Source organism: Flavobacterium anhuiense, assembly GCF_050990855.1.
Taxonomy (GTDB): Bacteria; Bacteroidota; Bacteroidia; order Flavobacteriales; family Flavobacteriaceae; genus Flavobacterium; species Flavobacterium anhuiense_C.
Map to the genome: position 1 here is coordinate 2,457,250 of NZ_CP158861.1, position 26,132 is coordinate 2,483,381.

Annotated in this window: 23 protein-coding genes; 9 read left to right on the forward strand and 14 right to left on the reverse strand. The window is 38.6% G+C overall.

From position 1 onward, the window contains the following. Positions 1-9: 9 nt before the first annotated feature. The 3 genes from ABTV69_RS10885 to ABTV69_RS10895 form a co-directional block, all read right to left on the reverse strand. The gene (locus ABTV69_RS10885) at positions 10-846 is read right to left on the reverse strand and encodes an SDR family oxidoreductase (RefSeq protein WP_433836247.1); all 837 of its coding nucleotides are present in this window, start codon (positions 844-846) and stop codon (positions 10-12) included. 462 nt (positions 847-1,308) lie between these two features. Next, complete coding sequence (locus ABTV69_RS10890; RefSeq protein WP_433836249.1) at positions 1,309-1,884, reverse strand: Crp/Fnr family transcriptional regulator; 576 nt, start codon at positions 1,882-1,884, stop codon at positions 1,309-1,311. A 16-nt stretch (positions 1,885-1,900) separates the two neighbouring features. Continuing rightward, positions 1,901-2,251, reverse strand: a complete 351-nt coding sequence (locus tag ABTV69_RS10895; protein ID WP_433836251.1) for a hypothetical protein — start codon at positions 2,249-2,251, stop codon at positions 1,901-1,903. A gap of 1,018 nt (positions 2,252-3,269) precedes the next feature. Between ABTV69_RS10895 and ABTV69_RS10900 the strand changes: the two genes are divergently transcribed. The 9 genes from ABTV69_RS10900 (at position 3,270) to ABTV69_RS10940 (ending at position 15,654) form a co-directional block, all read left to right on the forward strand. Continuing rightward, positions 3,270-4,340 (forward strand): hypothetical protein, encoded by a 1,071-nt coding sequence (locus ABTV69_RS10900; protein WP_433836253.1) that lies wholly within the window; start codon positions 3,270-3,272, stop codon positions 4,338-4,340. A gap of 453 nt (positions 4,341-4,793) precedes the next feature. After that, complete coding sequence (locus ABTV69_RS10905; RefSeq protein ID WP_433836255.1) at positions 4,794-5,474, forward strand: hypothetical protein; 681 nt, start codon at positions 4,794-4,796, stop codon at positions 5,472-5,474. A gap of 40 nt (positions 5,475-5,514) precedes the next feature. Next, positions 5,515-6,486 (forward strand): DUF4238 domain-containing protein, encoded by a 972-nt coding sequence (locus tag ABTV69_RS10910; protein ID WP_433836257.1) that lies wholly within the window; start codon positions 5,515-5,517, stop codon positions 6,484-6,486. A 259-nt stretch (positions 6,487-6,745) separates the two neighbouring features. Beyond that, the gene (locus ABTV69_RS10915) at positions 6,746-9,448 is read left to right on the forward strand and encodes a hypothetical protein (RefSeq protein WP_433836259.1); all 2,703 of its coding nucleotides are present in this window, start codon (positions 6,746-6,748) and stop codon (positions 9,446-9,448) included. After that, positions 9,432-10,925, forward strand: coding sequence for a hypothetical protein (locus ABTV69_RS10920; RefSeq protein ID WP_433836261.1), 1,494 nt, complete (start codon positions 9,432-9,434; stop codon positions 10,923-10,925). The genes ABTV69_RS10915 and ABTV69_RS10920 overlap by 17 nt, the downstream gene beginning before the upstream one ends. 291 nt (positions 10,926-11,216) lie before the next feature. Then, entirely contained in the window at positions 11,217-11,972 is a 756-nt protein-coding gene (locus tag ABTV69_RS10925; protein WP_433836263.1) for a hypothetical protein, read from the forward strand. Next, positions 11,969-13,999 (forward strand): DEAD/DEAH box helicase, encoded by a 2,031-nt coding sequence (locus tag ABTV69_RS10930; RefSeq protein WP_433836265.1) that lies wholly within the window; start codon positions 11,969-11,971, stop codon positions 13,997-13,999. Before ABTV69_RS10925 ends, ABTV69_RS10930 begins: the two co-directional genes overlap by 4 nt. A 705-nt stretch (positions 14,000-14,704) precedes the next feature. Continuing rightward, on the forward strand, positions 14,705-15,226 hold the full coding sequence (locus ABTV69_RS10935; RefSeq protein WP_433836267.1) for a hypothetical protein: 522 nt from the start codon (positions 14,705-14,707) through the stop codon (positions 15,224-15,226). Positions 15,227-15,231: 5 nt separating this feature from the next. Continuing rightward, on the forward strand, positions 15,232-15,654 hold the full coding sequence (locus ABTV69_RS10940; RefSeq protein WP_433836269.1) for a hypothetical protein: 423 nt from the start codon (positions 15,232-15,234) through the stop codon (positions 15,652-15,654). A gap of 37 nt (positions 15,655-15,691) precedes the next feature. Here ABTV69_RS10940 and ABTV69_RS10945 read toward each other — a convergent pair whose 3' ends face one another. From ABTV69_RS10945 to ABTV69_RS10995, 11 genes are all read right to left on the reverse strand, one after another. Continuing rightward, the gene (locus tag ABTV69_RS10945; RefSeq protein WP_433836271.1) at positions 15,692-16,342 is read right to left on the reverse strand and encodes a hypothetical protein; all 651 of its coding nucleotides are present in this window, start codon (positions 16,340-16,342) and stop codon (positions 15,692-15,694) included. Between the two features lie 2 nt (positions 16,343-16,344). Continuing rightward, positions 16,345-16,569 carry a hypothetical protein gene (locus tag ABTV69_RS10950; protein ID WP_433836273.1) on the reverse strand — a complete coding sequence of 75 codons (225 nt, stop codon included), beginning with the start codon at positions 16,567-16,569 and terminating at the stop codon, positions 16,345-16,347. Positions 16,570-16,597: 28 nt separating this feature from the next. Next, positions 16,598-17,374 (reverse strand): toll/interleukin-1 receptor domain-containing protein, encoded by a 777-nt coding sequence (locus tag ABTV69_RS10955; protein WP_433836275.1) that lies wholly within the window; start codon positions 17,372-17,374, stop codon positions 16,598-16,600. A gap of 249 nt (positions 17,375-17,623) precedes the next feature. Beyond that, the gene (locus ABTV69_RS10960; protein ID WP_433836277.1) at positions 17,624-18,049 is read right to left on the reverse strand and encodes a hypothetical protein; all 426 of its coding nucleotides are present in this window, start codon (positions 18,047-18,049) and stop codon (positions 17,624-17,626) included. Between the two features lie 10 nt (positions 18,050-18,059). After that, entirely contained in the window at positions 18,060-18,686 is a 627-nt protein-coding gene (locus ABTV69_RS10965) for an SOS response-associated peptidase (protein ID WP_433836279.1), read from the reverse strand. Positions 18,687-18,978: 292 nt separating this feature from the next. Then, positions 18,979-22,032 carry a DNA polymerase III subunit alpha gene (locus ABTV69_RS10970; RefSeq protein WP_433836281.1) on the reverse strand — a complete coding sequence of 1,018 codons (3,054 nt, stop codon included), beginning with the start codon at positions 22,030-22,032 and terminating at the stop codon, positions 18,979-18,981. A gap of 3 nt (positions 22,033-22,035) precedes the next feature. Further along, positions 22,036-23,217: a DNA polymerase IV gene (gene dinB / locus ABTV69_RS10975; RefSeq protein WP_433836692.1), complete on the reverse strand. Its 1,182-nt coding sequence runs from the start codon at positions 23,215-23,217 to the stop codon at positions 22,036-22,038. A gap of 152 nt (positions 23,218-23,369) precedes the next feature. Then, positions 23,370-23,627, reverse strand: coding sequence for a DUF6965 family protein (locus ABTV69_RS10980; protein ID WP_433836283.1), 258 nt, complete (start codon positions 23,625-23,627; stop codon positions 23,370-23,372). Positions 23,628-23,685: 58 nt separating this feature from the next. Continuing rightward, positions 23,686-24,156, reverse strand: coding sequence for a JAB domain-containing protein (locus tag ABTV69_RS10985; protein WP_433836285.1), 471 nt, complete (start codon positions 24,154-24,156; stop codon positions 23,686-23,688). A gap of 265 nt (positions 24,157-24,421) precedes the next feature. Beyond that, the gene (locus ABTV69_RS10990; protein WP_433836287.1) at positions 24,422-25,738 is read right to left on the reverse strand and encodes a PcfJ domain-containing protein; all 1,317 of its coding nucleotides are present in this window, start codon (positions 25,736-25,738) and stop codon (positions 24,422-24,424) included. After that, positions 25,735-26,115, reverse strand: coding sequence for a PcfK-like family protein (locus tag ABTV69_RS10995; RefSeq protein WP_433836289.1), 381 nt, complete (start codon positions 26,113-26,115; stop codon positions 25,735-25,737). Before ABTV69_RS10995 ends, ABTV69_RS10990 begins: the two co-directional genes overlap by 4 nt. Positions 26,116-26,132 lie beyond the last annotated feature (17 nt).

A 26,132-nucleotide genomic window follows, 5' to 3' on the forward strand; every position in this document is an offset into this window, starting at 1 on the left:
AGCAGTGATTTAAAAATCAGTAGAATGAGATACTGCTTGATTATCGGCAATCGCCTTCTGCAGTATTTCTACCTTGGCATTGGCAAGTCCAAAAGAGTCGCTTCCAAGGAATAAATGAAGCGGCGGATTTTCATTTTGTGCAAGATCCGCGATAGCAATTGCCGCTTTCTCAGGGCTGCCTGGCTGGCTTCCGGCTATATCTTCAATATGTGCCTTTTCGGAAGCCCTTAAAGCGGTATATCCTTCAACTGTGTTCTCAGGAGTTTTCAGTGAGCCGCTTTGGAGGAAATTAGTCCTAAAATATCCAGGATACACGATGGTTGCTTTTACGCCAAATGGTTTCATTTCGGCAGAAAAGGCTTCGGTTAAACCGGCAACTGCAAATTTTGTAGCATTATAAACACCCCATCCTCCAAATTCTCCATAAAAGCCGACAATTGAGGATACATTTATAATATGTCCGTGCTGCTGTCTGCGAAGATAAGGCGCAGCACTGCGGATCACGTTTAAAACTCCAAAGACATTAGCATCAAAGTTTCTGCGGGCCTCCTCATGGCTTAATTCTTCCAATGCGCCCAACTGTCCAAATCCGGCGTTATTCACCACAATTTCCAGACTTCCAAAAACCTTAACCGTTTGGTCTATGGCATGCTGCACGCTTTCTGTGCTGGTAATATCGACTTCCAATGGAAGGAAATTAACACTCTGTGGAATTTCATCTTTAAGGCTTGCCGCATTTCTTGAAGTGGCTGCTACGCTATAGCCGTCTGCTAATAGTTTTTTAACCAATGCCAGTCCTAATCCTTGAGATGCGCCTGTAACAAACCATACTTTTTTAGTTTCCATCTGTTTTTTTTTAAGTTATTAATTTTACTTTGCAAATGTCATTATTATGATAACCGCAGAAATAACTAAATCAACTCAAAGCTTATCTAAAACCACAATTTTTCTTTTAATAAAACATTTAAGAAAAAAACAGCGCTTAATGAGATCCTTGGTCTTGATCAGCTCAGCCGCAGGCAGTATATTATGGGCATTCAATCGAATGCAGTCCATTTAAAGACAGGTGATAAATAAAAAAGCGGCTGTTAATCGATTTAAAAGGCAATAGCCATAGGATAACGCCATCTTTTTTTGCTAAAGGCGTCACCATTCCTGCACGTATAATAAGAAGGGGGATGAGTTCTTATCTTCTCGAAGCTGCAGTTAATTTTTTGATACCAAAGCTCTAATAAAGAAGCAGATAACTTATGAAGCTGCTCTTTAGTTATGGTTTATGTCAATCTTTGAAAAATTTGAGCAGATGTACTAAAAAATTTTGTCCTTACGCATCATGCTGAGAAAAGCGGCTGTGATCCCCAGATAACTGGCTATCTGCTTTTGATTGATTCGCTGCTCCAGCCCGGGATAATGCTTTCGGAATTCAATATACCGCTGTTCTGCGGTCAGTGACATACTTGATGTCAGACGCCGCTGGAACATATCGAAGCCGTTTTGGGTAAGTATGCGAAAAAAACGTTCAAGTTTTGGTACGGAAATAAATAATTCTTCAAGATTCGGCAGTGAAAAATAATAAACATCCGAATCCTCCATTGCCTGTATAGTGACCGTTGCTTTCTTAGCCTTAAAAAAACTTACTATATCGCATGCCCACCAATTCTCAGGATAGAAGCACAAATTATGCTCTTTTCCGTCTATGTCAGTGTGAAACAATCTAAGGCAGCCTTTATTGACAAAATATATATGCCGTTCGATTTCGCCCGGCCTGAGCAGTATGCTGCGCTTTGGAACCGATGCAGACTGCAGTAACGAAAGCACCTGCTCCTGTTCGGCAGGAGCAAGTGTAACATGTGTGGCGAAGTTTGCAAGAATAAGTTCTGACATTCAGCAAATATAGATTTTAATAATCAATGCTTCGTGTCATAATTAATTTTAGTTTTGCCGTTCCTGCAATACGAAGAGGATTAGCCTTTAACTGGTATTGCTCACTTTCTGCGATTGATTTGAATATTTCTGCGCTTGGATATTCCACCAGCAGAACCTCGTCCCACTGCTCATTTTCTTCAGCGATAACACTGCTTATCACTTCTCCTAAGAACTTAACTTTTACCCCTTCAATTCCCAGTTCTGCTATTACCTTGTTAAATGCAGGCAGGTACTCGTTAATATAAATGCTGCGGTCTTTGAATTGTACTAGATTTAACATTACAACCGGCCCGCGGCCAAGAGGTACTTCAGGAAATTTGATCATTATTTTATATTTAAATTAGTTTTACATTCTTGTTCTGTTTTTCGGCAGTTGAAATTTGATTGCTCAAAGTTTACTTAGGATAGCCTTGTCTACGATTGTCTGACGGAGATAAAAGATGTTTCTTTAAATCTTATAATTTTTCAGCAAACAAAGGTCAGTCTTATTATCTGCAAAAAAGTTCAAGTAGTTGAAGACTTTTAAGAATGATAAGCTGCAGTGTTTTTTTATTTGTCAGGCTTGATGTAATTGATAGACAGAGCTGTATTTTAGCTGTTGCTGCATTAGCATAGCTTGTACAGTTCGCATGGGGTATAATTACGTGCATAATTAAAAGCTTTCGAAATTAATTTACTTCTTTATTGACATCAATTTGCTGATGAAAACTTTGTGAAGGTGTAATTTTCAGCAAAGTGAGTTTTTCTGGAATCTGCCTAGATTTAAGCAATGTTTAAATTAGAATTCAAATTTGAATGCATTGAATTGCAAATCTATTTAAGAAGGATCTTTAATAGTCTCGAACCTAAGTACTGGATTGGTTGTTTTTATTGATTTTGTTATTCTACAGGAAGTATTGTGCCACGATTCTGCCACAAAACTTGAAATGAGTGTTTTCAGCATATTTCAAGTGCTATTTTGTAGCGAGAGCAGGACTCGAACCCTCTGGATAAATGGACCAATAAAATTAAGCGTAATAAAGTTTCGAAACTAAGGTTGTAAGCAATTGATTTTACTGGATTTAAAATTTTCCAAAAGTCTATGTGCCACGATTTTGCCACAAAACTTCGCCTATTGAAATATCTTTAAAAACCAGAATTTTTTGTGGTAAAAAGGTATCCAGTCCAGATTTTAAACTATATCTTTTTGTCTTCTTCAAAGTTAAAGCTATCTTAGCTTTCCAAGATGCAACAGGATTTTTTTTTAAAGGTAGTTGTGCTTAAGGTATAGTTTTGCAATACTTATCCAAATACCGGAAAACCTAGTCCTTTTTTAAGCTATTGAACCTTTTAAACCGACATTTATGACTAAACAGGAAGCTATTGTAAATATCAGCACTATTCTGAATCGAAAATCTTCTTTGGATTCGGAAACCATTTTTTTCGAGAGCAAAAAACACGATGATCTGCTGGATCTGATTTTAAGATACATCCAAAACTCAAGTGCACTTATCGGAGCTCCCAAAATATTTAAAACGCAGGCATTAAATGATCATGGCGTGGATTTGATTGTTGAATATCCCAATAAATGCAAGATCGGCATCCAGATAAAAAGTCATTATGACGTATCGGAAAAAGATTTTGCGATGAAGGTAAAAGCGCAGTTTGCCGAGAGCCAGTTTCATGCGCTTGATAAATGGTACCTGATGATCTGTTCGCCCTTGCAGGAAACTGGAGGAACAAACTACAGCAGCAAAATCAGTCATCTGATCAACGAACTCAGCGGTTATAAGACTTCTTATCATGTGGTTTACAACCCCCAGCAGATGGCAAATATACTCTCAGGCGGTATCATGCCGGAAAGCGAATTCAGAAGCATCAAAAACCAGTATTATTTTGAGGAGACAAACTGGACTGAGCTTTTCAAAGTACTTGGTTCAAGCCCAAAAACTAAAAGCTACCTTGATGCAGTATCTGATTCCGGTAAAGGAGCTATTACCGCCGGTTTATACAACAAATATCTGGACATGAAAACTGAGGAAGAAAAACAGTCTTCGATTGATGATTTGAAGAATCTGCTAGATTTATTAAATGAAATTCCTAAAAAAACGAGAGAGTTTCTGTGGCTTTGCATTGCAAAGGGTAAAGACATAAAAATGGGGCTAAGCTACGTTATCGCTGTCCTATGTCACGATATTGAGAATACACTGCATATTGATAATACGATAGTACGGAAAGAAATTGGAATTTTAAAAAGCCATCATTTAGCCTATATAGATGATCTTAAAGGGGACAATACCAATTACTCGATAGTCATACAAAATGCCAACCCGAACTACAACATATTATTAACGATAAAACAATTCTGCTCTGAATATAAAATAGATCTTAAAAGCATTATAGTGGATTTGGATTTCTCTCTCTTTGATGAATAAAACGTTTTTACAGCTAAGTACTGCTCTATTTTAGGCGTTAAGGCTAACGAGATATTGCTAAAAGAGCTCAGTGGAAAAATCTTGTTAAAGAATAATTTTTAATTATGAATTTTTAGGTATTGATAGTTTTTTACTGTATTTGTTGTAAGAGGAAATTAATCATCTAAAACAATTATTAAACGAGAAAGAATTTTTTGTTGAAGGTTATAGCTTTGTCTTAGGATATATGGACAAGGAACTGATGGATGAGCAGCAAAAAGAAGCGTAGAAGCATTTGTGCCACAAAACTTTCCCTCGTGAAATATCTTTAAAAAACACCTTGGTTTTTTGTGGCAAAAAAGGTATCCACTCCATGATGCGCAGCGTTTTTTTTGCCAGTTAAATCTTTAAAGATTGTATTGGTTATATTTGTGATAAGCAAATATGCATTTACAGCAATTCTAATCAAGTAAAATGGACAAACATTATGAAAATTTAGTTAAGATCTATTTGAGACTAAAAGGCTATTTAGTCTCAAATTTGATAATTCACTCTGATGTGCAGGGAGACTTAAGGTCTGAGTTAGATATAATTGGTGTAAGATTTCCAAATCACATGCAAGACTATCGATTTGTACATGTTGAAGACAAATTACAATCTTCAGATTCCAGAATTGAAATTATAATTGCAGACGTAAAAAACTATAAAAACGTAACCAACTTAGAGTTTAATAAAGGCCTGAGACAAAATCGCGAAAGTATTATACAGTTAATAAACTGGCTGGGAGTTTTCAAAACGGTTGATGATAAAATTGTAGAAAAGTTTGAGTATTATTTAAACCTTCATAGAATTAAAAACTGGAATGGATTTGCGGAGTTTCAGGAAGATTTAGAGATTGGAAAATTCAATTTTAAATTTACTTTTTTTGCTCCATCATTACCAGAGTGGGATGGAAAAAATCTCAAATACATACATGGAGAAGAAATTATTGATTTTATTTGGGAATGTTTAAATGATCTGAACAGGTTAAAAACTTGTTCACGTCTATATGATTTTACAGGTTGGGACTCGTATATAGACTATGTTTTATTCTTCAAACGTGCTCAAAAAAAAGTGACATTAGAAGATTTTAAAACTCAGTTTAGCCGAAAATAAATGCAGATGCCAAAAAAAAATATATTAGCGGAACCAATCCATGCAGAATAAAAATAAAAGACAGCATTTTATACCGCAATGCTACCTGAGATTGTTTTCACTGGATAAAAAAAAGGTAAACGTTTACAGTAAAAAACATGTTCGAAAAAGCCCTATTCAGGCTATCAGCAAAACTGCCTATAAAGATTATTTTTATAACATTCCTCAAAAAATTATTGTGAGAAATAATTTAGAGATTCCCACAACTTTTTATGAAACTGAATTTTTTGCCAAAGTTGTTGAGCAAGAATATAGCAAACTGTTGGGCAAACTTACATTGGTTGAAATTGAAAATGAAAAAATCACGAAAGCTCAGCCGTTAACGATAGATGAAAAACAATTGTTTGCGGCTCTCATTGCAGTTCAATACTTAAGATTACCCACTGTCATTGATGAGTATTGGGAAACATATAGAAAGACAGGAATTGCAAGCTTAGATATCATCAAATCTTTTATGGCAAGCCAACACCCAGATCAGAAAAAATTCATTGACAGAATTGAACTAGATCTTGATAAGGATTATAAGCCTGTAGAACATTCTAATTTATATACAGATGAAAATCTTATTGCAAACCTTCAAGATTTAATTCTTGATAAAATATGGATTTTTCATGTCACTAAAGATAACTTCCATACTTCAGACAATCCTATAATTGTCAAACCACATGTGCCCGGCCAAAAAACTATTTACCACGGGTTTGGTACATACGGTTCAGAAATAATATTCCCATTAAGCAGTAATGTTTTGTTATCGATGTTTGACAGAAAGCATTTCCATGAGCTGGAATGCGAACATGAAAATTTCCTTATTATTGACAGCAAAAAGACTCGCGAATATAACTGTTACCAATATTTTTTCTCAGAGCATGAAGTTTATTCCAAAATCAATGATTTCAAGGGGTATGAATTATTAAAAGCAGATAATAATGGTGAGGATATTTTTCTAAAGCAATCTGCAACGAAAATATATTAAACGCCTCTAGCATAGCGGCTGGCTGTAAAACAGAAATTACAAGAAGGGCTAATTTATTCAATTAGTTTATTAAAGTAATTTCATTCAATTTAATGTTAAATGTCAAGTGTAATAAGTTGGAAAAGTTGAAAAGGATGTTCAAAAAAAATATAATTTATCTGCAGCATTTTTTACTATTAAGATTATCTTAGTACAGCAGTAATAACCAAGATATCAAGCGCGTACACTTATTGATCGCTTTTTAATTTTTTTTTATCCGATGGCAAATTCTTTATATAGCGATACAAAATTTAATGACTCACTTGAACTGGCAAGGAGAAGTAAAAGTATTGTGCCTGAACTAAAGCACTGGTGCTCTCATTTAAAAATAGTTTCCGAGTATGGCGGTATGATTGGCCAAATGGGACTGCCTACAATGAATTATGTTTCCTGTCCCCAGGCTGGCGGCGGAGGCGGCATGAATTTAGAAAGGGTTGCTCAGGATTTTATAATTACCAATTGTCAGGACTGTCAATTTCATACTGAAGTTTTTCCAAAAAATTTAGGACGCCGAATCTTGGAACGTTACAAAGAACATGTCGATAAATTAAATCAAAACCGCGAGGAAGAACAAAACATAATTGATGAAGTAAGAAAGAAAATTAAAGGAAAGATCTTAGACCGGTTCAAATTTTCAAAGACAACTGAAATTTCAATCTTAAGGCTGGTAGATAAATTAAGTAACAACCAGAATCAATTACAAGTAGCTAGAAGTATCAAGGAATCAAGCGGATTAAAACCAGCTTTTTTTAGTTCACTTTCATTGGATTATTTAGTGCTTTTTTTGGATAAGGAAGATATTTCAGCTGATATCGCTGACGCAGTTGTCAACATTTTACTTGCTGATCCATCCAAATTATCCGATTTTGTAAAAAGTAGAATTCTGGATTGTTTTGCAAAAGGCCAGAACTTAAATAAAATTGTCAGATTAGCTCAATATTTAAATCTTTCAAAGGAAGAAGAATTCTTTTTATCCACATTGTTGATAAACAACTATTTTAGAAAAAGTTATATAAGCCAGGATGATCCTTTCGAGAATTTTTCACCCTTCATCATTAAGTATTTTCAGGAATATAGTTCACGCGAGCAGGAAAACTTTAAAATAGCTGTATTCAATTCGCTGAAAGATGCAGATTCTGGTGTCAGAAAAAATATATGCTTAATTCTATATCAGTTGTACGTTCTTGACAAAACGATTGCTATTCCCTTTTTAGACAATATGATTCTTGTCTACAATATTCAGGAAGACAGTCATGGAGGCGCGGATTGGGCCGTTTCTAATACTCTTATCAGGTTTTGTTATGCGGATGTAGATTTGGTTTTAGATGCCGTATCAAATAAATTCAATACTTTATCTGCCGGGGCTAAGGTCCAAATTTTAAAGTTTTATGATAAATTTTTGGAAACGGAGGACCTTCGTGAATCGTTCCCAGTCCATAGTAGTGCAGTGATTGATAAGATTATTGGATTTGCCGGAAGTAACGAAATAAAAGATGATTTTGAAGACCCTTTCACAGTTTTACGTGATCTAACCAGCTCGTACCCAGCAAAATTTAAGGGCAAGTTCGAGGTTTTTCTCGGATTTCTGATATCTGTAATCAAAGAGAAAAATACGTTCAATTGGAACAAAAGCAATCTTGATTCGAACACGACTACCTTTAATCCTCTTATCGGCCTGAATGTTTACGAAATTATCGGTTTAGAAACTAAAATTTCGGCAAAGCTAAGTAATGTAAAAGATATTTTAGTTAATCTGGTGCAAGAAGATGAGACAGCTAATTTTTCAGAGATTATAAAAATTATCAGAAATCTGGATTCAAAAAAAACTCAGGACGTGGATATTAAAATTTATTTAATCTCTGTAATTCGCTCCTCTATAAAATCAAATATTAGTTTAGTGCAGATCCTTCCGGATACTTACAATTGGCTACTGGATATGGATGCATTACCAGTACGTATGGAAGCTCTTAAACTCTTAGCAGTTTTACTCGAAAATCATATTGTTATTGTACCGCAAACAATTATTGATTTACTGCTGTTATTGATAAAGGACAGCGAAGTAGTGGTTAAGAAGCTTGCAATTGATGCATATGGAAAGATTTTGATTAAAAAGCCTTCAACAGTTTCGGAAGAAATAATCAACTATTTATTGGATCAATACGAGAGCCTTTACATTGGAATTGGCAAAGCCATGTCTGGTATAACATACCCTCTGTTCAATATTCTGCCTGTGGAAAAACATCGTGAGCTATACAGAAAGGTGGCTGATATGCTTAATATTCATTGTGCACAAAAAGAGAAAGATCATGATTTTTGCCAAAAACTTTTAAAGCAGGCTATATATTTAAATAGGGCAGTTAACAGCGAAAACTTTGTTACTTACGAAAAAAACATGGTTAAATATTACCTGCTCCCCGACTGTGGAGATTTGGATTTTTATAAAGCTGAGAAAGCAATTAAGTTATTAAGTGACTTGAGAAGAAATAATGCTGATTTAAACGATTTATGGCTTGCATCAGTTTTGTCTTTTATTTACAAATATCCACCTCATCATCACGAAATTGCCATATCAAATTCTTTCCGAAAAGTTTTTTACAGTGAAATGTACTATTTAAGGCGTTCTGATATGGCCAGGGAGTCTGAATCAATAACGGGATATTTAAAAAAACATATCGACGAAGTAGATTTATACGACTATGATATAATCAATGTATTGAATATTTTTGGTTACTTCAGCCTGCATAAAGAGAATTTAAATCTGTGTAATTATATTGTTGAAAATGTTCACAATGTGCCTTCTAGAGAATATCTTTTCCATATCGTAAACGACCACAAATTTTTGTCGGAACTGGCACTGGCCGGAAAAGAGAATCTTTTAAATGAATTTTTCATAAAATCTAAAATTGATGGGAGCACTATTTGAACCGGACATCATTGATGTTCAAAAACTACTGCGTGAGAAAATAGGTAAAATATTTTCTGATTTTAGTATTGGATCTATTGAAAAAATCTTAAGTGAAAGAAATGAAATAGATAAATTACAGCTTCAACTTATAGCTTTGGCTGGAGGCAGAAAAGAAGAAGCTATTTTTAAAAACGAAAAGCTGATTATTGACGCAGTTCTACTTTTATGCGAGTGGTGTCAAATGATATTAAAGGGCAATGAGGGTGCGGAGGCAAAAAGGGTCGCTGCTCTGGCTAACATAAATCTTTTCGAATTTGATGGATTTTTGCATCTGGAAATATTTAATGATGTGGTAAAAGAGCTCCAGGCACTTTTTGATAAAATAAACCACACAAGTTTTAATAATTTAAGAATTATCATAGATAAATTTCTTGAATTACAGCATCCCTCAATTTCGTTGTTACATTCGGATAACTTTATTCCAAGAAATTACCGTGAAGGCAATGATGAAGTTGAGATAATGCCTGAAACTATTGTAGTGTCATTGGAATTTTATCTGCATGATACGCCATGGGCCAACCCACAGGTTTTAAAAGCAAAAGAGGTTTATTTGATAAAAGGGCATTTAAGATTTAATAAATTTCCTGAAAACTTTAAGATATTAAAAATCTTAGCAGCAACAACCTCGTCTGAGATATTTGAATTAAATATAGAAGATATCATACTAGATGAGAGATTGGATTATAACGTAGAAGGAACATTATTATTTAAATACAGCCAAAGCAATTTTGAAGACAATTTGTCTATTAAACTTGTTCCTTATCTGCTGGGATTGGAAAAAGAAGAATTGCAGCCTGTGATAATTGGTTATGATGAACTGAACGCGAAAATTTTGGACCAAAATAACAACCTGTTCCGAACAGGGTTTGAAGCTATTGACAAAAAAGTATTTGAGATTTATACCAATCCTCTTTTGGCCCAAATGGAAACGCACGATAGAGATGACTTTATAATGCTGCTTAACGGCATTACAAACTTTCAGGGCTATTGCCTGCAAAGCGGTTTATACAAAAATATATCATCATTGAAAGAGGATCAATTCAGGGATAAACTCATTCAACACCTGACGGCAAATCCTCTGATTGGAGGTGCCATTACTAAAGAATCACACATAGCTGGTGGACGTGTTGAGATTGCCTATAAAGGACATATTGCAGAGCTAAAGGTGGAAACATCGATTTCAGATCGTGCTGCCTTAATGAAAAAGTATTCGTCTCAAGCCGTGGCTTATGCTTCAGGAAATGGAAAAACAGTTTCAATTGTTTGTATTTTAGATTTGACTACAAAGGTGATGCCTCCAGGTCCTGCTGCAAGTAATGTAATATTACGATCGGCTCCCATACATGGATTTGAGGAAACAGAATCTGAAGCTCATGCGCAGGTATTCATATTTATTGATGGGAATACGAAAAATCCAAGCGAATACAGTAAATAACTTTTGAGATCTGGGATATGAATAATTTTTGATGATTGAGATTTTAGAGGTGAAAATCGTCAGGAAACTTTGATATTGCCATCCACACCCTCAACCAGATGTAAAAAAAGGGCTGGCATGATTTTAAATGTCCTCATTACGGTTTTCCTCAATTTTGCTAAAGCAAAAATTGATACTTTAGCAGTTGCATATTTTTTAATTTCATAATAATTAATGTCATTTTCACTTTCAAATATATCGGCAAGCAAGTGCGGTAAGTATACCTTTTCGGTATTCACCCATACCTTGAGTATGGAAGATTTGGACAAATACATCCTTGAGATCATGTATGAAGAGTCCAAGCTGAACTACCTCTTCCAGAAGGATGTGCCGTGCGGCAAGAAGACCAGAATCATGCAGCTGCGCAGGTTTATAGACACTGACTTTATCAATAGGGAGGACAAGATAGATGAAAAAGCCATACGCAAGGTGCTGGATGACAACAAGGACCTGCAGTCCTACTACACGTTCTTTGCCGAAGCGCTGCTCGCTAGATTAAACATCGATCACGTGGACACCAAGCTGGTCAGCGGGGTGATCTCGGTGAACGAGAGTGCCAAGAAAGTCAGCACGGGAGCCGATGTATGCATGTTCTCTGACACCAGTCTGGTGCTCGGCGAAGCAAAATTCTACGGTAACCTCTATGATGGCGCCTACAAGATAATCAAGGACAAGTCCTTCAAGAGCAAACTTGAGGACTACATCAAAAATCTGCTGAGCTCCGATACAGAAATAATCCTGAAAGGTATTACGGGGGACATCTGCGAGATGACCTCCGATGAGATCAAGAATCTTCCCCTGATACTCTCCGGATTCGTTCTTCATACCCAAGCCGATGCCAAGACCTATGCAAAAGCATACAAAACAGTTGACAAGATCAGCATTGCGGGATTCAAGGATACCTACAAAGTATTGCTGTACCACCTTCCGGTGGCATCCAAGGAAGAATTAATCTACAAGGCCCAGAGGACGGCACTGGATCTTATAATTAAGTTGAAAACATCATGATAAACCAGAACAACAGAGAAGACATCATCAAGCTGCTTGATCATGACGCGGAAGAGGTAAACATCAAAGATCTTTTTCTTTATGACCTGTCGCCCTATTATCAGGAGAAGAAGGACGAATCGTTTTTCTCCAAGCAGATCGAGTTTATCCTTGAGAAAAATACCATAAACCACAGCGGCAGGAATATCTCCTTCACCGACGAGCAGAAAAAACTTTATGACCAGATCGCCCAGAACGGCAGAGTGTTGATATCCGCACCGACCAGTTTTGGAAAAACGATGCTCATCAAGGAATACATCTTCAACGAGCAGCCCAAGCGCATCGTCTTTCTGGTGCCGACCAATTCGCTGGCCGATGAGCTGGTGGAGGATTTCAATATGATCTTCAGATCCTGCGGCTACACCATATTCGATACCTTGAAAAGCGGAAGCGCCATTGCTGATAAAAGCATCTTTATAGGGACCCAGGAGAAGTATTACCAAATCTACGGCGAATACAAAGACAAAATTGACCTTTTTGTAATTGATGAGGCGTACAAGCTCGGCGACAGGATAAGCAGCAGCAGGGAGGTGATCCTTAACAGGGCGTTTATAGACACGCTCCGCATATCGGACAAGACCGTGCTTTTGCTGCCTCTTGTGAATAAGATCAGCGGTCTGGAGGATCTGGAGTTCAGGATGTGCCGGTCGGAATATGCTCCTGTTGCCAAGAATTTCAAGTCGGAAGCCGACTTCTCAGGCATGATCCTGGAAAAGGTGCACAATAGCGGGGAAAGCAATCTGATCTATTTCAACACACCCAACGACGCCGAAAAATTCTTTATGACCAACCTGAAGGAAAACAAGGCCGAGGCGCTTCTGTCCGACAGCTGGGTGCAGCGTGTGGAGTCGGATTTCCATCCCGAGTGGATTCCCATAAAGGCGCTCAAGGCGGGCATCGGAATCCATTACGGTCCGATGCCTAAGTTCATGCAGAAAAAAGTCATCGACCTCTTCAACAACGGTTTGGTGAGGACCCTTCTGGCGACGTCATCGGTCATCGAAGGGGTCAATACGCCCACCAAGAATATTTTCATCACTACGGCCAAGGATATCATGGGCTCCAAGAACATCATCAAGTTCAAGAACCTGATCGGAAGGGCGGGAAGGCTTGGCATCCATAAGGTGGGAAACGTATTCTACAAGCAGAAACACCAGCCGTACTTCGAGCTGTGCAATGTACCCTACAGTGCCATGAGTCTTGATTTTCTGATTAAGGACCAGGCACAGGTCATTGAGATTAACCGTGAAGAGGAATACAAAAGCGCCTATCTGAAGGGGGCCGCTGACAATGATTTGGACCAGTCCTACAAGGAGAAGACCAAGATCCAGCTAGAGGATTCCTATCACGGCAAGATTCCTCTGGAGGCCATCAGCCAATTGCTGAACAAATACGGCTTCACCATCACGCAGTATACGGACCTACTGGAATTCGTCAGAAGGCCCGACATGAATCTGTTCAAGGTGCTGGCTAAGCTCAAGAGCCTAGATACAACCAATGTCAACAACAACAGCCTGTATACCATCCTGAGTCCTAAATATCGCACCATACCTGAGATAGTGGTGGCCTTAAAAACGAATGTGCACTTCTCGAAAATGGAGATTTCCCATATCGTTTCGGTGGTCATCAAGATGATCTACAACGTCATTCCATATAAGGTCATCCCCGCGATCGAATTCATCATTGAACTGGACGACCTATTGATCCGTTACAACGGCAGAAGGCTTGTTTCGGGGGTAATCATTAGGGATGCCCACAGAAACAAAGTGATGTTTCTGAACAAGTTCATCGGGGAGAACAGCGTCAATATAGAAGAGTCCAAAAAAGTCATGACCAAACTTTTCGAATACGGTATTCCCTATTCCAGGGTGCGCAGGCATATAAACGAGATTGTTGAGCGGGTGCCTGAGAATTTCTCGGCCTATGATATAAAAAAGATTATCAATGAAACCGAGTCAATGACCGATTTAAGGATTTATTTCGAGTAATGACTTTAAAAAAAAGGATATTTTTATCAACAGGGCCAGACAATTTTATTACGAGTTTGTATAATACCATCTGAAAAAAAGTTAGGCTCTTGGTCTGATAAATGGGAAGCTTTTACAGACTAGAAATTATAATGCTTTTAAGCTATTGATGTTACAGGAGTAATACAGTTTCATCAATTTAGATTATTTTTTTATTTTCCAAATACTAACATGTAAATATTATTCTCCAAAACTTATACGGAAAAATTTCTTAAAAACCACCTCCGCTTTTGCAGCAGAAAATATCAAGCCCGATTATCCGAAAATAAAGAGTTTTTACGGCTTTTTATTGTCTTTCAAGTCCCTGATCATGTCTGTTCAGTAGCTTTGCATACTGATTTCATTAATGGGTTAAAGATGTATATTTGCTAAAAATCGCGTATTTATACGTAGATATTCTCTTTTAAATAATTTAATTTTGCTGCAACTAAAGTAAAACTTAACAAATATTAATATTTAATTTGCTTTTGTTTGTTGTATATTTGCACTCCCTAATTATAAAATGTAAATTTTATCTAAGATTTGTGCATTTTGTCGGTTATTTTGATTTATTATAAATAAATCATTTTTAATCATTTTTATTACATGAATTTCGTATATTTAAATATATTTACACACGATTTGAAGTAATTGATTCTTAAAGTTACATAAAATCAAAGATTTACTATGACACAAGCAACAATAAATTCGACTGGAATAAAACAATTTAATGAATATTTAGCTAATCATTCGGAGGATGCTAAAACTTCAAAAATTAATGATTTGTATTATCATGTTGATGTGGTGGCAGATGCGTACTCTCGTGGTTATAACGATGGAGAGAAATCTGCAAAAAAAGAGGTGATGGACTTAATTGTTTCAAAAGCGAAAGAAAAATTTGTTGAAAAAGCGAATTTAGTTTATTTATCCTCGAAAGCATTGGTCAGCCATCTTGAAGTGAAGAATTACAAAGTGGAAAAGTTTTATATTAATATTTTTCATAAGAGCCCTAAGGTAATTGTAGCTGTAGATGATGCATTGTTATTAAACGACGATTTCGTCTTATTTACTTATACTAAGATTCACGAAATGCAGTGCTCATTTCATTCATTATTTCAAAGTACCTTAGATTTAAGTTTAGTAAGTACAACGGATTTAGATGAGGATTTACTAGCTAAGGATGGGTTTGATTATTCTGAATCTATGTAAATTCTATGGCGAAAAAACGTGAATTTGGTGAACGCAATCAAGCGTTAAGTAATCTGCTTCTAGAAGGTAAACTATATTATGATTGGGTTGTTACAACAGCCTTTTATTCAGCTATACATTTTGTAGAAGATTTTGCTTTGCCAGCTGATATAAATGGAAAGCATTGCGTTGATATTTCAGACGTCAAGAATGCATTTCAAACAGAAGGGAGACATGCAGCAAGAGAAAGATTGGTGTTTGCTAAAATTGACACTTACGTGGGAGTCAGATATAAATGGCTGGATGATCATTCAAGGAATGCAAGATATAAGACTTATAAGGCGCAGGCATCTGAGGCATTAAAAGCGCAGGAGTACCTGAATTATATTCATAAACATTGTTATCCTATTGCAGAGAAAGAGAATACCGATAATAAAGAAACCACATAACAGGTGGTTTTTATGGATGAAATTTTGTGATTTAAAATTAGCCCACTAGTTGTTTAAAGTAATTTTCAATCAGTTCTCTCAATTTTATTATTTCGCCTTCAAAACTTTTAACATCATCATTAGCGTTAATTCGAATGACAGCATGGCTAACTGCTTTAATTTCATTTTCACTTGTACCATATATGCGCTGCATGTCAGTCTGACTTCCGCCTTGGTCTTCTCTTTCAATTAATAGATTATATTCCACTATACACACTTTCTCTATTTTTTCACTCTTTTCCTGGAGTATTTTAGCCTGTGCAGTAATTTCATCGGTTAAGAGAATTCTATTTCGGTGGCAATATTGAATTGTCAAAGCATAGGTTTCCTGAAATCGGGTTAGATTTGATTTAAGTAGGTTATGGCTTAAGTAAGATGGTTTAGTGAAATGCATAAAACTGTAATGATATGCTACAACCATGTCATACATCTTTTTTAAACATTCAATTTGTAGTTCGGTATGCCTTGTAAATTTGATTTCTTTTTTAGACAGTTCTGCCTTAAACGTTTCAATTGTCTTAGAAAGTTTAAGACTTTGGAAATATCGAACTATACCAATTATTATAATTACTGATAATAAAATCCAAGAAGTGACATCTTTGTAATTTACAACTACATTTTTTGCTAGTTCAATTGATGCGTCTTCCATTTTTAAAATTTAAACCCTTTTTTAAACATGTTACTGATTGATGCGGTAATTTGGTCTGTTGTCATTTTTGTTGCTTTCGATGTCAGTTCCTTATTAAATTCTGCGCAGCAAGAGGAAAACTGAAAACCAGTTGGTGTTACTTTTATTTCAGGATATTTTTGATGTACGGGACAAAGTTCATTTTCCAATACTTGTTTTATTGCGTAGTTATCTACTGAATTGCTCATAACATTTTTAGTTAAAATATAGATTGATTTATAATTCTAAAAGTCTCTTTGTTTGTCTTACAAGATTTACGTACAGTTCTTCTTTTTCTGCGTAATCAAGTTTAATAACCGGTTTACTAGGTGGGTTAACAAATTGGTATTGATTTAAGTCTTTAAACTCTTCGATTAAACATGGCTTTAAGATAACAGTTAAAATTGTTGCTCCGTTTTCTTCTGCGGCTTTTAACAATGGAGGTATTTCATGCGCAGAAATAAACTCTGAGCCTAAAAAATCAGTACTAACAAGTAAGATTGCAACTTTACAGCTTTCAATATTTTTCTTAATTTCATCTTGCCATTTTTGACCAGGCTTAATATGAGTATCATCCCAAAATTCTATGTTTTTCAAAAAAGGTTTAAAATGTCTTTTTATATCATCTAAAAATTCAGAATCGGCATGGCTGTAACTTACAAATACTTTAGTTCTTTTTTCTGTATTAGCAATTTCATTTTTTTGATGCGCAACCATTGGTAAGTTTTCAAATTCCTGCTTTATATAGTAAAGTAGTTTTTCAGATTTTATTTCTTCTCCACAATCAGCCTTTGGTTGACCTCCATGTGACCTATCCCTATGTTCTTGGAGTGCAGTTTTAATTTGTTTTTCCACTTCATCCAAGAAAATTGCTTTATTTTCAGGGGCATAAAAATCTGTTAGCCTGTATTTTAATTTTTGGATATCGTCAATTGCCTGTACTTTTCTTGACATTACAATTTCATTTTCGTGAAATACTTTGGCTTCGTCCCTGATAATTTTTTCCTCGTCCATTGCGTATGCTGTGTTGGTTTAATTAGTTATTAATCTAATGCAATATACATAAAACGCTTCTAAATGTAGCTAGTTTCGTGTTATTTATCCTGTTATATTTTTTATGATGCTAGAATGTTTTAAGTATAGAGAAACTATTAAGGGAATAAAATTATCGCTGATATTAACTGCAGTATATATTGCACAAGGTGGTAATGCTCAAAAGGATTAGGAAATACAAGACGACTATAAATTAATAGTTTACATTTTTTATTTGGCAGAATAAGATTTTATAAATTTCCAAAATCGGCATAGCCATCTCTGCAAAAGATATCTCTGGTTGCATTGTGGCACAGGATCAATATAGGTAACAGAAACCTTTTCAATATAATCTTCGATGGCTGATCCGGTGAGCTGGTTGATTTCTTCTCTTTTCTTCTGCATCATTTCTTCAATCTGCTCCTCTGTCAATAGTGTTCCTGCTTCGACTGATGCGGTGCGAATTAATTCTCTTATAAAATTTCTTTCCTCGGCAATACACTTTGTTATATGGTTTCCGTACTCCTGTTCGGGATCGAAAAAATCATCAGGATCATTGTATTGTATGAATTCTGTCTTGGAATAAAGTTTCTGCATAAATCTCTTATGCAGGTCTTCGGTGCTCATTCCGTTGAAATAATCGATATCCTGTTTCATAAAATTGGAATTAATTTGAAGGAAGTGCGATTAAGTTTCCTTCATAGGGATAGGCAAATTCGGTAATAGCCAAAGACTGGTCCAGCCAAGCTGTTTCATCCTGCTTTTTGAGCATGATGGGCATTCTGTGTTTATGGTTATGCACGAAGTCCATTAACTTATTAGCTTTAGTAGTTACCATGGTATAGGTGTTTTTAATTTCATCTGTGATGGGATCCGTCCAGGATGAATACAAACCTGCAAAAGTGAAGATTTCATCATCCTGCGAGTTGATCTGGTACTTATCCTTGCTTTTTCCTTTCTCATCATTCCAATGCCATTCGTAATAGGCAGATGCGATTATAAGGCATCGGTTATGGGTTATATTCTTGAATGATGCCTTCTCATCAATGGATTCAATGCGGGCATTAAGGGTGTTTTTCCTGAACTCGATGTCTTTTGCCCAGGAAGGCAGAAGTCCCCAAGTATAATCCGTTGTGATTAGATGCGGAGAGGAATTCAGTATCACAGGTATATTTGGATGGGAGAACCCGTTTATAAAATCCGACTGCAGATAGGTTTCCTCATTGTCGAGTTCCGCATTAAAGCGTCGTTTGAGATCTTCTATCGAGGCATTCTGCTGGGTATAATAACACATAATATTCCGTTTTAAAGGCTGTTTTAAAAATGTCTTATCCTGATACTAATTTGCCCTTTTAAGGGCTTTTGTCTTTTTCATACGGCTTAAGTTTGAATAAACGATCTTATGGAATCTTACCCAATAGACATTAAACGAATCGAAAGGCTTATTAAAGAAAATGAAAAGCGAAAACAAAAGCTTAGAAAAAAAAACAGCAGAAAACTGATGTACGGCATGCTTGTTTTCCTCTTTCTGTTTTTGCTTCTCTATCAAAATTAATTCATTCTTAGGACATTGCATAACTAAAATGTCAAAATTTCATTCTGTGGCGCGGCAGGTTAATTTCGTGATCCTGCGGATAAGGCTGGCGATGGGTGCTGCTGACATCCTGTTTGATATTGTGCTGTGTGGTATACCTTTTTTCCGAGTCCGAATATCTTGGATCAGGGATAAATGGCATTTTCGCCATTCTGGAAATGGTGATTGTCGGAAAATGATAATCAATTTCCACGGTACCCAAAAGCAGGTAGCAGCCTCCTCCCTGAAACGGGTTATTTACCAGACTGTCCGGAAAGTGCGCCGTATCAAAATAGGCTCCCTCATGATCGATCCACGTCCCGAAATACATATTTCCCCTTTTGGTTGGCACCTGTTTGGTTGAGATCAGGTATGCCAGCATACGCACCTCTTTCTTATGGTATTTCAGAAGATCCCGCACCATGACATCTCCTCGGTATCTGGTTTTGAGCAGATCAAAAACGGTGCAGGAAACCGGAAAATTCAAAAGCTCGATTTCATCAAAAGCATCCTCAAAAATCGAACGCTCAAGAACAGGCAGCTTAAATTCTTTGGCAGGCTGCTCAATGAGCAGAAGCCCGCGGTTTGCAGGCTTGAAATTATTCATCAGAAGGCTTACCTGCACCAGCAGCTGGTTTTTTGTTTTTCCCGTAAAGCGGAATGCGCCGATAAAAATAAGCGTCTTTACATTCTCAATTCCCATCGGAACCCTGTTTATGAAATCCTCCAGCGATTTATAGATGCCGTTTCTCTCTCGCTCTGTAGCGATGAACTGTGAGAGTTTGGAATCAAGGCCCTGCAGGTGCATAAAGCCCAGATAAATATCGCTGCCGTAAAGAGAAGTTTCATATCCGCTTTTATTCACGCAGGGGGTATGGATAAGAGCTCCGGCCATTCTTGCTTCATGCACATAGATTTCAGTTCTGTAAAATCCTCCCTGATTATTTATGACGGCAACCATAAATTCAATAGGGTAGTGCACCTTAAGATAAAGGCTCTGGTAGCTTTCCACGGCATAGGAGGCAGAGTGCGCTTTGCAGAAGGAATAGCCTGCAAAGGATTCGATCTGGCGGTAGATTTCCTGGCTCAGCTGTTCGGGATGTCCTTTTGCGGCAGCAGAAATAAAGAAATCGTCCTTAACTTTCTGAAGCGCCGCTTTTGAGCGTCCCTTGCCCGACATGGCGCGCCTTAGGATATCTCCGTCTGCAGCCGAGAGCCCGCCGTAATGCAGGGCAATTTTGATCACGTCTTCCTGATACACCATTATGCCATAGGTTTCCCCGAGCTCCTTTTCAAAGACTGGATGGAAATATTCAAATTTTGTAGGGTTGTTGTGGCGGAATATGTATTCCTTCATCATTCCAGACTGCGCCACTCCCGGACGTATAATCGATGATGCCGCCACAAGCGTTTTATAATTGTCGCATTTCAGACGGCGCAATAGTCCCCGCATCGCAGGGCTCTCGATATAAAAGCATCCGATGGTTCTCCCTTCCGCCAGATACACGTTTGCGGACTGTTCGTTTTTTGAGATTCTCGTGTCGCGGATATTGATCCGAATGCCTCTGTTTTGTTCAATTATTTTCACGGTATCATCAATATGTCCGATGCCGCGCTGGCTCAAGATATCAAATTTATCAAAGCCGATATCCTCAGCTGTATGCATATCAAAGAGCACAATGGGAAATCCTTTCGGGGGCATTTCCAGCGGCGTGTAATTGGTAAGCGGCTCTTCCGAAATTAGAATTCCGCAGGAATGCATGCTTCTCATATTGGGATATTTTTCGAGCATCATACCGTATTCTTGAACCAGTTTGACAATGTAGTTGGTCTGGTGGAGCTTCATTGGATTTTTGGCCAGCATGTCCAGCTCGTCTTTCGGAAGTCCAAATACTTTGCCGACCTCGCGGAAAATCGAGCGGTATTTGAATTCTACATTAGTCCCGCAGAAAGCTACATAGTCACTGCCGTACCGGTTGGAGATGTATCTTAAGATAACATCACGCTCTTTCCAGCTCCAGTCGATATCAAAGTCGGGAGGGCTCTTGCGGTTTTCATTCAGAAAGCGCTCGAAATAGAGGTCAAGCTCCAAAGGGCAGATGTCTGTTATTCCCAAGCAGTAGGCAATTATGCTGTTGGCGCCCGAGCCTCTTCCGATATGAAGGAAGCCGCAGAAGGTGCTGTAACGTATGATATCCCATGTAATGAGGAAGTAGCCGCTGAATTCAAGGTCATTGATGACTTTGAGCTCTTTCTCCACACGCGCTTTTGCTTCGGCATTATGGCTCCCGTAACGCCATACCAGACCTTCTTCGGCCAAAGTGGTCAAAAGGGCAATATCCCCTTTTTTACTTTTGGTATAATGTCTTTTGTTTTTCGGGCTTTCAAAGTCATACTGAAAATTACAGCGCTCGATGATGTATCGGGTATTCTGAATGATTTCGGGATAATCTTCATAAAGGGCGATAAGTTCCGCTTCAGGAATCATAACATCCGATTTGCTGCACCAGTCATCAGTTTCGAGTTTGGAGAGGAGCTCATTTAGGTCAATTGCACGAAGAATCCTGTGCAGGTTGTATTCCCTTTTGGTGCGGAATACAACAGGCTGAAGAATAATCATTTCAGCTCTTCGTTTTCTCCACTTTGATACTACGAGTTTTTGCAGCTGGTCGGGACGTATGCCTATGTATTCATTATGTCGGAGTTCGTCGGGCGCATTTTCTAAAGGATAAATGATGAAAACATCAGAGAAAAACGGTGCGGTTTCAGGCAGCGGTTTCTTTTCAAAGTTATGCTCGGTCAGAAAACGGTTCATCTGGGAAAGTCCGACAGCATTTTGCGCAAGCCCGATATAGCGCAATTTATGGCTGCAGCGGAATTCTATGCCGACAAGCGGTTTTATACCTGAGGCTTCACAACCTTTTATAAAATCATAGATGCCTGTTACGGTATTAATGTCGGTTAGAGCCGCAGCTGTCACACCGCACTGGGCTGCCTGCCTAATCAGATCATCCAGCGGAATAGTGCCGTAGCGCAGGGAATGAAAAGAGTGGCAGTTGAGGTACATGATTTATTTTTTGCGTTTTAAAATTTCGTCTTTGTTATTGGGTTTGAACGATGCGCCGGCGCATCGCATCACGGCGTCAAATCCGTAACGGGTCTTCATCCTGTCCATAGCTTGGTAAAGCGCCAGCATTTCTTCGGTATCATTGAAAAGGTCGATCTGGTAGGTTCCCCTGACCAGTCCGCTGAAGCGCACGCCTATAAGACGCAGGCGCATACGGCGCTGGTAGAGCTTGGCAAAGAGATCAGTGACGGTCTGGGTCAGAATATGATCCGCTGAGGTGTACTGGACTCTTGACTGCTTGGTTTCGGTATCAAAATTGGCGTATCTTATTTTGACGGTCACCGTTGAGGTGAGCCATTCTTCCGCGCGCAGCTGATAAGCCAGTTTCTCCACCATACCCTGCAGGATCCTGTTGAGTTTCAGCACATCGATTGTGTCCTGTGAAAAGGTATGCTCGGTAGAAATTGATTTTCTTTCCGTGTAGGGTTCTACGGGCGTGTTGTCAATTCCATTGGCTTTTTTCCAGAGCTCTGTTCCGTTTTTGCCGATCATCTGCTGCAGGGATTCGGCTGGCATTTCAGAGAGCGTCTGAATAGTGCGGATTCCAATTCTCGAAAGCAGCTCAAAGGTTTTCTGTCCTACCATCGGGATTTTTCTAATGGAGAGCGGATTCAAAAAGGACTGCACCAGATGTTCGGGAATTTCAAGGTTCTGCTTCTGCTTGCCTTCGCCGGTTCCGATTTTGGAAACGGTTTTGTTCACCGAAAGCGCAAAGGTGAGGGGAAGCCCCGTTTCTTTTGTGATGCGTTGGGCCAGCTCGTCTGTCCATCTGTAGCTGCCGTAGAATCTATCCATGCCGGTAATGTCCAGATAAAATTCATCAATGCTGGCTTTTTCCACCACGGGCGCCTTTTCCTGAATGATTTCGGTAATGTCGTGGGAAAGCCTTGAATAGAGTTCCATGTCTCCTTTCATAATTTTTGCCTGCGGGCAGAGCTTCATGGCCATATGGATCGGCATAGCGGAACGCACGCCGAATTTTCTGGCTTCATAAGAGCAGGAAGCCACAACGCCCCTGTCACCTCCGCCGATGATAAGCGGTATGCCGTTAAGTTCTGAATTTGTCAGCCTTTCGCAGGATACGAAAAACGTGTTCATGTCGATATGTACAATTGCCCGGCTCATAATCTTGATCATTTTATACTCATCAAAATTAGTACAGTCAGTAACAATTTTTTAAAATAAAATGTTCTAATTAATAACAAAATTAAAAAAGCCTTATTTTTCAGGGCATAAAAAAAGCACCCAAATCGGTGCTTTTTTGCTTTATTAAGAATTTACGGAAGGATCAAAATTATTCTGAAGCAGGTTCCTCGCTGGCCGGCTGGCCTGCTGTTTTCTTCATTAGAATGTAAAAATCCCTCAGATGCCACCATGCCGGGCATTCGGTCTACAGGGCCGTTAAAGTTTCTGATAGTCGAATAGCAGCTGTTGAGGAAAACCTGCGTGTCGGTGATATTTGCCCATTCAGTCAATCTAACTTCCTTTGGGGGAGGATTGTTCTCAAAGTATCGTTTTATTTCTTCATGATTCATGGGGCAAAATTACTTAAAAAAATAGAACAGACCAAGGGCATGAAAGATGAAAACGCCCTTACAGGGCGCCTTCATCTGCAAAAGAGTAATAGGTTTCGGGTGTGACGATCAGGTGGTCAAGCAGCGGAATATCCAGCAGTTTGCCTGCCTGATGGATTTTTCTGGTCATGTACCTGTCGGCCTCGGAAGGGGCTGTCTTTCCTGAGGGATGGTTGTGGGCGATGATGATTCCGCTGGCGGCGGCTTTCAGGGCTGCCGAGAAAAGCAGGCGCACATCAACCACGACACCTGCAATGCCTCCTGAGGAAACCTCGTAGATTCCCAGAACCCTGTTGGTCTGATTGATCAGCAGGACTTTGAACTGCTCAAAGAATTCTATCTTGCCGGGATCCCAGCTGTCAACAAGAATTCGGTAAGCATCTCTGGAAGAATTTATATAAGGCCTGTCGGCGCTTTTAACTTTGGTTTTATAGATCAGTTCGATTTCTGATACTTTCTGCCAGTCTGTGTTTTGATTTTGATTTTTCATAGCTGCAATAGTTTTAAGATTAATTACAGCACCGCTGCCGGGAAGGGCTGAGCGAACGCAGAAAGCAACGCAATAAAGCAGGACGAAGCCCTGCATTTATGGGGGAATTTTTTGCGGAGAACCGAAAGCCGAACCCGAATTTTGTGATGAAATTGACTTAACATTCCAAAATTGCCCCTAAACCATGACTGCCCCGTTCGCCTTAAAGTGTCTGCGCGTCGAAAAAAAACCGCAGCATAATCTGCGGTATTAATAGTAAAATGGATTAAACCGAAACTGCCTGTTTTTTCTGTTTTTTCAACCGTTTGGCAATCTCAGGCAGGTTTCTTCGGATAATGCTCAAAATCCTGCTGTGGTGTTTGGTGGCTTTATTTCGATGCCCTCTGCATTGGATGATTTCCATTTTGGAAAGGGAGATTTCAATGGTTTCAATAGGTCTGTTTTCAATCTGCGCCGAAAGGATAAGGGAATCTTTCTTTTTATAATATTCGTTGGTAAATACGCAGTGGTGGAGTGTATCACCCTCTTCAAGAAAGTCCTGCACACGCTCAATCACTTTTACGGTAAGGTCTTTATCGGTAAAAGAAAGCCCCAAGAACTGTTTTTTATCATTTTCATAAATCGGCTGTGCCTGCTGAATTTCGGCGCGCATCTGCGCAAGATGTTTCTTTCGCTGAATATCCCTTTTTTTGGCAACAAGCCTGTCATGGGCTTCTTCCAAATTTTCAGGGCAGACAAGCGCAGGGGAGCTGAGGTCTTTTTTAAACCATCGGAGTAGAGCAATATAATCCTCCCAAATTTTGATGTCCTGAATTTGGTAGCGGTGCTTAAGGCAGGTTTTTACAGCCTGCCAGTTTTCACGCAGATGCTGTTGGTGAGAAGTCAGATAATGTTTCAGCAGGGAGTTCTGAGCTGATTTTAAAAGGGTTTCCGCAATGGGGTCTTTCAAGAGGGCGGTAAAGAGTATCTGCGGTGCAATGCCATGCACGGAAGTCTTGAAACCGTTTCTTTTCAAAAGCGGAATCACATTAAGCTTTGGATAAACCTTGTAGGGATTGATGCGGTACTTTGGGGATTTCTGAAAATCCTTAGGACGGATTTCCAAAGGGGAATAATATTTCCACGCATCATAGGCATCGGAAAAAACATTGGTGCCTCTTGAGATGGTGCGCACTTCCCCTTTTGGATTTATCCAATGCTGCATGACTTCGGTATGGGAATAGTCGGGAAGAACATTCTTTTTCATGTTCTTGTGCGAACAGATGATGCGCACCACCTGATACCCTTGGCAAGTATCGGTGACGGCGAAGTATTCGATTTCCCTGAAATAAACCTGATTGTACTTATGCATATTAAGCTTCCCCTTACAGGCTGTGCAATTGATATAATTTTTGCAGGATTGGCTTTCGCTGTCGGGTTTCCACGAGTGCGTGCATTCCAGACAATGGAATTTTCCCCTTGAGAGCACCGCCCATTTCACGAAAATATTTTCATCCGCCCATTGGTGCATGAACGCAGTTATGGGCGCAAGTATGGTGCTTAGGAAGCTTATTTCTTTTTCTATGGCTGTTTTGGGTGTCATAAGTCAAATAGCGTTAAGGTTTTTTGTGCAGGCTTCACGGGTTGAACGGTTTCCGTTTTTTGGACTGTGCTTTGAGATACTGCGGGAGCGGTTGAGAATAAGTCCGCCTTTACAGGCGGGCTTACTGCTACTCTGCATTGGACAGGGGCAGGCGTTCCAATGGTGTCGTCTGTGTAGTACTTTACCGCCATGTCAAAGATTTCCTGATCGTCAAAAGAGCATTCCCCTGTTTTTTTGACCTCGCCGAAAATGTAGTGGAAACAGCTCTCCAAGTTTTTGCTTTCTTTTTTAAGGTCAGCTGAAAACAAGGCATCGTTCTGCGCTTTGCCGTTCAGGTAGCTTTCTATTGCGGTCTTGAATTTTTCTGATGGTTTCATAAGAGAAGATTTAAGAT